Annotated in this window: 6 protein-coding genes and 1 pseudogene; 3 read left to right on the top strand and 4 right to left on the bottom strand. The window is 73.8% G+C overall.

The features are described from left to right. Positions 1–533, top strand: a pseudogene (locus ACYVI6_RS17825) (hypothetical protein); the annotation flags it as partial. After that, positions 530–1,699 carry a fumarylacetoacetase gene (gene fahA, locus ACYVI6_RS17820; RefSeq protein ID WP_460447651.1) on the top strand — a complete coding sequence of 390 codons (1,170 nt, stop codon included), beginning with the start codon at positions 530–532 and terminating at the stop codon, positions 1,697–1,699. The pseudogene ACYVI6_RS17825 and the gene fahA, both read left to right, overlap by 4 nt. 33 nt (positions 1,700–1,732) lie before the next feature. Here the strand turns inward: fahA and ACYVI6_RS17815 are convergent, their stop codons facing one another. The 4 genes from ACYVI6_RS17815 to hppD form a co-directional block, all read right to left on the bottom strand. Next, complete coding sequence (locus tag ACYVI6_RS17815) at positions 1,733–2,740, bottom strand: 1-aminocyclopropane-1-carboxylate deaminase (protein WP_460447650.1); 1,008 nt, start codon at positions 2,738–2,740, stop codon at positions 1,733–1,735. Between the two features lie 46 nt (positions 2,741–2,786). Continuing rightward, complete coding sequence (locus tag ACYVI6_RS17810) at positions 2,787–3,437, bottom strand: GntR family transcriptional regulator (RefSeq protein WP_460447649.1); 651 nt, start codon at positions 3,435–3,437, stop codon at positions 2,787–2,789. A 33-nt stretch (positions 3,438–3,470) separates the two neighbouring features. Next, positions 3,471–4,226, bottom strand: a complete 756-nt coding sequence (locus ACYVI6_RS17805) for an RDD family protein (protein WP_460447648.1) — start codon at positions 4,224–4,226, stop codon at positions 3,471–3,473. 89 nt (positions 4,227–4,315) lie between these two features. Then, positions 4,316–5,518 carry a 4-hydroxyphenylpyruvate dioxygenase gene (gene hppD / locus ACYVI6_RS17800; protein WP_460447647.1) on the bottom strand — a complete coding sequence of 401 codons (1,203 nt, stop codon included), beginning with the start codon at positions 5,516–5,518 and terminating at the stop codon, positions 4,316–4,318. Positions 5,519–5,647: 129 nt separating this feature from the next. Here hppD and ACYVI6_RS17795 point away from each other — a divergent pair, with 129 nt between their 5' ends. Continuing rightward, entirely contained in the window at positions 5,648–6,151 is a 504-nt protein-coding gene (locus ACYVI6_RS17795) for an Lrp/AsnC family transcriptional regulator (RefSeq protein ID WP_460447646.1), read from the top strand. Positions 6,152–6,317: the final 166 nt, after the last annotated feature.

Genomic DNA, 6,317 nt, shown 5'->3' with positions numbered 1-6,317 from the left:
CCCGCGCGGTCGACGCGCTCGCCGGCCGCGTCGTGGTGGTCGAGGGCCCGGTCGGCGCGCTCGACGCGCTGCTCACCGCCCGGGTGCAGGTCGCCGCCGAGGCGCCGTGGGACGACGACGTCGCGCTCGACCGCGTGCAGTCGGCCCGCGCCGCCGGGCACGACGTGCTGGCCAAGCTGCGCACCGGCGGCCTCACCGAAGCGGCGCACCCGGGCGAGCACACCCTGGCCCGCTTCGTGGTGGGCTGCGTCGAGCGCGACCTCCCGTTCAAGCTCACCGCCGGTCTGCACCACGCGCTGCGGCACACGTCGCCCGAGGGCTTCGAGCAGCACGGGGTGCTCAACGTGCTGGCAGCCACGGCCGTTGCGGCACAGGGGGTCTCGGCCATCGAACGCGCACTGGCCGCGCGCACCCAGGGACCGCTGCTCGCGCACCTGGCGGGCGCCGACCCCGTCGACGTGCGAGCCGCGTTCCGGTCGTTCGGGTGCTGCGACGTCACCGAACCGCTCACCGAGCTGGAGGCCCTGCTGTGACCCCCGACGACACCGGCTTCGGCCCGGACCACCTGCCGTACGGCGTGTTCAGCCTCGACGGCGACCGACCGAGGGTCGGCGTGCGGCTGCACGACGCGGTGGTCGACGTCGGCGCGCTCGCCGCCGCCGACGGGTTCGAGGCGGCCGACGCGCTGGCCGAGCCGACGCTCGACGCGCTGCTCGGGGCCGGCCGCGACACCTGGTCGGCCACGCGCGAGTGGTTGCAGCACAAGGTGTCTGCGCCCGACACGCTGCCCACGCACGGGTTGTCCGACGTCCGGTTGCACCTGCCGTGGACCGTCGCCGACTACGTCGACTTCTACGCCAGCGAGCACCACGCCACCAACGTCGGGCGCATCTTCCGGCCGGACGGCGACGCGCTGACGCCGAACTGGAAGCACCTGCCGATCGGGTACCACGGGCGCTCCGGCACGGTCGTCGTGAGCGGCACCGACGTCGTCCGGCCGAGCGGGCAGCGGCGCGCGCCCGGGCACGACCCGGTGTTCGGGCCGAGCACCCGGCTCGACATCGAGGCCGAGGTCGGGTTCGTCGTCGGCACCCCGACGGCGATGGGCGACCGGGTGGGCGTCGACGCCTTCGCCGACCACGTGTTCGGGGTGGTGCTGCTGAACGACTGGAGCGCCCGCGACGTGCAGGCCTGGGAGTACGTGCCGCTCGGCCCGTTCCTCGGCAAGTCGTTCGCCACCAGCGTCTCGGCGTGGGTCACCCCGCTCGCCGCGCTGGACGCCGCCCGCGTGTCGCTCGCGCCGCAGCAGCCCGAGCCGCTGCCCTACCTGCAGGGCCCCGGCGACGGGTACGACCTGGCGATCGAGGTCGAGCTCGACGGCACGGTGGTCTCGCGGCCGCCGTTCGCCTCGATGTACTGGTCGCCGGCGCAGATGCTGACGCACCTGACGGTCAACGGGGCGTCGCTGCGCACCGGCGACCTGTTCGCCTCGGGCACCGTGTCGGGCGCCGAGCGCGACCAGCGCGGCTCGCTGCTCGAGCTGACCTGGAACGGGACCGAGCCGCTGGCCGTCGAGGGTGGCGAGCGGGGCTTCCTCGAGGACGGCGACACCGTGGTGCTGCGGGCCACCGCACCGGCGCCCGGCGGCGGGCAGCTCGCGCTGGGCGAGGTGGGCGGCCGCGTGCTGCCCGCCCGCTGACCCCGCCGACCGCCGCGCCGGCCGCGGCGGCGACTACGAGAAGACGCCGCTGTAGGCGTTCAGCGCGGGCTGCCCGCCCAGGTGCGCGTACAGCACGTTCGACGTCGCGGGGATCTCGCCCTGCCGCACCAGGTCGATCAGCCCGGCCATCGACTTGCCCTCGTAGACCGGGTCGATGATCACGCCCTCCAGCTCGCCGGTCAGCCGGATCGCGTCGATCGTCGACTGCACCGGGATGCCGTAGCGGTCACCGGCCCAGCCCTCGAGCACGGTGATCTCGTCGTCGCGCAGGTCGCGACCGAGGTCGATCAGGTCGGCGGTGTGCCGGGCGATCCGCTCGACCTGTGCGCGGGTCTTCTCCAGCGTCGCCGAGGCGTCGATGCCGATGACCCGCCGCGGACGGTCCTGCGCGGCGAAGCCGGCGATCATGCCGGCGTGCGTCGACCCGGTGACGGTGCAGACCACGATCGTGTCGAAGAAGACGCCGAGCTGCTCCTCCTGCTGCTGCACCTCGCGCGCCCAGCCCGCGAAGCCGAGCCCACCGAGCCGGTGCTCCGACGCGCCGGCCGGGATGCCGTACGGCGTGCCGCCGGCGTCGCGCACCTCCTGCAGCGCCTGCTCGTAGGAGTTCTTGATGCCGATGCCGAACCCGCTCGGGTCGAGCGTCACGTGGGCGCCCATGATGCGCGACAGCAGGATGTTGCCGACCTTGTCGTTCACGGCGTCCGGCCAGTCGACCCAGCGCTCCTGCACCAGCCGTGCCTTCAGGCCGAGGCGGGCCGCCACGGCCGCGACCTGGCGGGTGTGGTTCGACTGGTACCCGCCGATCGACACCAGCGTGTCGGCGCCGCTGGCGAGGGCGTCGGGCACGATGTACTCGAGCTTGCGTGTCTTGTTGCCGCCGTAGGCGAGCCCGCTGTTGCAGTCCTCGCGCTTGGCCCAGACGCGCGCCCCGCCGAGGTGCTGGGTCAGCCGGTCGAGCGGGTGCACCGGGCTGGGGCCGAAGAGCAGCGGGTACCGCTCGAAGTCGTCGAGGCTCACGGGTGGCTCCCTGTGTGGGTGGGTGGTGCGGATCGGGTCGAGCGGGTCAGTCGAGCACCGGCTGCAGCGTCAGCCAGTTGTCCCGCACCGCGGCGGCCGCGCCCTCGGCGTCGCCGGCCCGGGCCAGCCGCACGATGCGCCGGTGCTGCGTGACGGACGCGCGACCGGCGAGCGAGTCGAACCGGGCCAGCTCCATGCGGCGCAGCAGCGGCGTCACGTCGTCGAGCACGCCGGCGAGCACGCGGTTGGCGCACAGGTCGACCAGCACGCGGTGGAAGGCGTCGTCGGCGCGCACCGCGGCGTCCGCGTCGCGGCGGTCGAGGGCGTCGGCGAACTCGCCGTTCGCCGCCGTCAGGTCGGCCAGGTGCCGCGGCTCGACGTGCGGCACCGCCTCGCGGGCGGCCAGCCCGTGCAGGGTGGCGGCGACCGTCTGCGCCTCGACCACCGCGCGGACGTCGAGCGGCGTCACGAGCGTCGAGCTGCCCGGCCGGGTGCGCACCAGCCCGATCTGCTCCAGCCTGGCGATCGCCTCGCGCACCGGGGTGCGGCTCACCCCCAGCCAGGCGCACAGCTCGGCGTCGACCAGGCGCTCACCCGGGGCGAGGGTGCCGTCGACGATCGCCGACCGCAGGGTGCGGAACGCCTCGTCGCGCAGCAGCCCACGGGCGGGAGCAGCGACGTTCGCGGGGACCGGCATGCGATATATTGCATACCGATGTCGAGCTCGGCGTCAAGCCCCGGGCGTCGTGCCACCCGCACCCGGCGCGGCGCTGCTCGGCCGGGCACGGACCACGCAGGTGCCGGCGAGCTTGTCGTGCAGGGCCTGCCGGCGGACGTCGCGCAGCGGCCAGAGCAGATCGAGGATCAGGTAGAACGTGCCCACGTTCGGGATCGCCGACAGCCCGTCGAGGCCGAACCAGCGCCGGATCACCGTGGACGGCGTGAGCCGCTGCCCCGGTTCCCAGGTGCGCACCCGCAGGCCGACCGCCAGCTTGCCCGGCGTCGCGGCCTTCCAGAGCAGGAACGACATCTCGTACGCCAGCGAGACCAGCAGCTGCGCGATGCCCAGCGTGCCCACGGCCTGCAGCACCTGCGGGTCGGTCATGAACGCGAACGGCCGGGCGGGGTCGATCGGCTCGCGCAGCGCGTCGCTGAACGCCGACACCGTCCACGGCGCCGCGACCAGGGCCGACACGAACCCGATGGCCAGGTTGTCGAGCACCCGCGCCAGCGCTCGCCAGCCCCAGCCCGCGAGCTCGGCGCCGTCGTCCGTCGTCGTCGCCTGCTGCCCGGGACGGCGCTGCGCGGTGCGCTCGGCCGCCTCGACGGGCTTCGCCGCGCCGTAGGGGTTGCCGTACCCGTCGAGCTGCTCGGCCCGCTCGTAGGTGTCGTCGGACCACGAGGTGCCGTCCCACCACCGCATCAGGTTCGGGATCTTCGGGTCGGGGTACCACCCCGCGCTCGGGGCTCCGGCCGGGCTGCTCATGGGCTCCATGGTCCCAGAACGCACGAGCGGCCCGGCACGCTCCGCAGAGCGCACCGGGCCGAGGGCCGTGCTGGTGGGTCGAGCCGGGGTCAGAGGTTGCCGCGGCGCTCCTGCTCGCGCTCGATCGCCTCGAACAGCGCCTTGAAGTTGCCCTTGCCGAAGCCCAGCGAGCCGTGCCGCTCGATGAGCTCGAAGAACACGGTGGGGCGGTCGCCCACGGGGGCGGTGAAGATCTGCAGCAGGTAGCCGTCCTCGTCGCGGTCGACCAGGATGCCGCGCGACTGCAGCTCCTCGATCGGCGCCCGGACGTTGCCGATCCGCGCCCGCAGCTCGGGGTCCTCGTAGTACGAGTCGGGGGTGTCGAGGAACTGCACGCCCTCGGCCCGCATCGCGTCGACGGTGCCGATGATGTCGTTCGTCGCCAGCGCCAGGTGCTGCGCACCCGGACCGCAGTAGAACTCGAGGTACTCGTCGATCTGGCTCTTGCGCTTGGCGACGGCCGGCTCGTTCAGCGGGAACTTCACCCGGTGGTTGCCGTTCGCGACGACCTTGCTCATGAGCGCCGAGTAGTCGGTGGCGATGTCGTCGCCGATGAACTCGGCCATGTTCACGAAGCCCATCACCTTGTTGTAGAAGGTGACCCACTCGTCCATCTTGCCCAGCTCGACGTTGCCGACGACGTGGTCGAGCGCCTGGAACAGCCGCTTCGGGGCGCCGTCGCGCTTCACGTACGTGCCCTGGCGGGCGACGTAGCCGGGCAGGTACGGGCCGTCGTACGACGTGCGCTGCACCAGCGAGTGCACCGTGTCGCCGTACGCCTGGATCGCCGCGATGCGCACCGTGCCGTGCTCGTCGGTGACGTCGTGCGGCTCCTCGACGATCGTCGCGCCGACCGATCGGGCGTGCGCGACGCAGCGGTCGACGTCCGGCACCTCGAGGGAGATGTCGACGACGCCGTCCCCGTGCCGGCGGTGGTGGTCGTGCAGCGGGCTGTCGGGGGCCACGCCGCCCTTCAGCACGAAGCGGATCGACCCGCTCTTCAGCACGAACGCCTTGTGGTCGCGGTTGCCGGTCTCGGGGCCGCTGTAGGCGACGAGCTCCATGCCGTACGCCGTCTGGTAGTAGTGCGCGGCCTGGGTGGCGTTGCCGCAGACGAAGACCAGCGCGTCCCAGCCGGTGACGGGGAACGGGTCCTTCGCCTGGTCGTACTCGACGAGGCCGACGAGCTGCTGCAGCTGCTGCAGGTCGAGGTCGGCGGCGCGCTCCTCGGCCGTGAGGTCCGTGGTCGACATCGGTGGTGCTCCTCTTCGTCGGGGGGTGCACGGAGCGTGGCGCCACCGGCCGCGGCTGGGCAACCGACGGCCGCGACGGTGTGCACGATGTGCAGCCTGCGCACCGATCGGCGTGCCACAGTGGGCACCATGCCCACCTCCGGCGCCGTCGACGCGGTCGACGCCCTCGACGTCCGTCTGGTCGACCTGCTCACCGCCGAGCCGCGGGTCGGGGTGCTCGAGGCCTCGCGCCGGCTCGGCGTGGCCCGCGGCACCGTGCAGGCGCGGCTCGACCGGCTCGTCGAGCGCGGGGTGATCAGCTCGTTCGCCCCGTCGCTCGACCCGGTGGCGCTCGGCTACCGGGTCACCGCGTTCGCCAACCTCGAGATCCGCCAGGGCGCCCGCGACCGCGTCACCGCGCACCTGGCCGCCATCCCCGAGGTGCTCGAGGTGCACACGATCACCGGCCAGGGCGACCTGCTCTGCCGGCTGGTGGCCCGCGACAACGACGACCTGCAGCGCGTGGTCGACGGCCTGGTGGCGGACGACGACATCACCCGCACCTCGACCGTCGTGGCGCTCACCTGCGTGCTGCCCCCGCGCGTGCTCCCCCTCGTGCACGCGGCCGCGCAGCGGGAGGGCGCTAGCGGGTGAGGCGGGCGGCCACGGCACCGGCGGCGTCCCGGACGGCGGGGCCGACGGCGGCCACGTCGAGCGGTGAGAGCGACACCACCCCGACGGACGCCGCGAGCGGGCCGGCCACACCGTCGGCGGCCACGCCGTGCGCGCCGCCGCCCAGCTCGCCGTCCGAGGCCACGAG

The sequence above is a fragment of the Angustibacter aerolatus genome, assembly GCF_054776675.1.
This window is presented reverse-complemented; position numbering and strand designations above follow the sequence as displayed.

Bases quoted from the DNA above. Each gene is read 5' to 3' on its own strand.
- ACYVI6_RS17810 (WP_460447649.1), bottom strand. From the start codon at position 3,437: ATGCCGGTCCCCGCGAACGTCGCTGCTCCCGCCCGTGGGCTGCTGCGC.
- ACYVI6_RS17805 (WP_460447648.1), bottom strand. From the start codon at position 4,226: ATGAGCAGCCCGGCCGGAGCCCCGAGCGCGGGGTGGTACCCCGACCCG.
- hppD (WP_460447647.1), bottom strand. From the start codon at position 5,518: ATGTCGACCACGGACCTCACGGCCGAGGAGCGCGCCGCCGACCTCGAC.
- ACYVI6_RS17795 (WP_460447646.1), top strand. From the start codon at position 5,648: ATGCCCACCTCCGGCGCCGTCGACGCGGTCGACGCCCTCGACGTCCGT.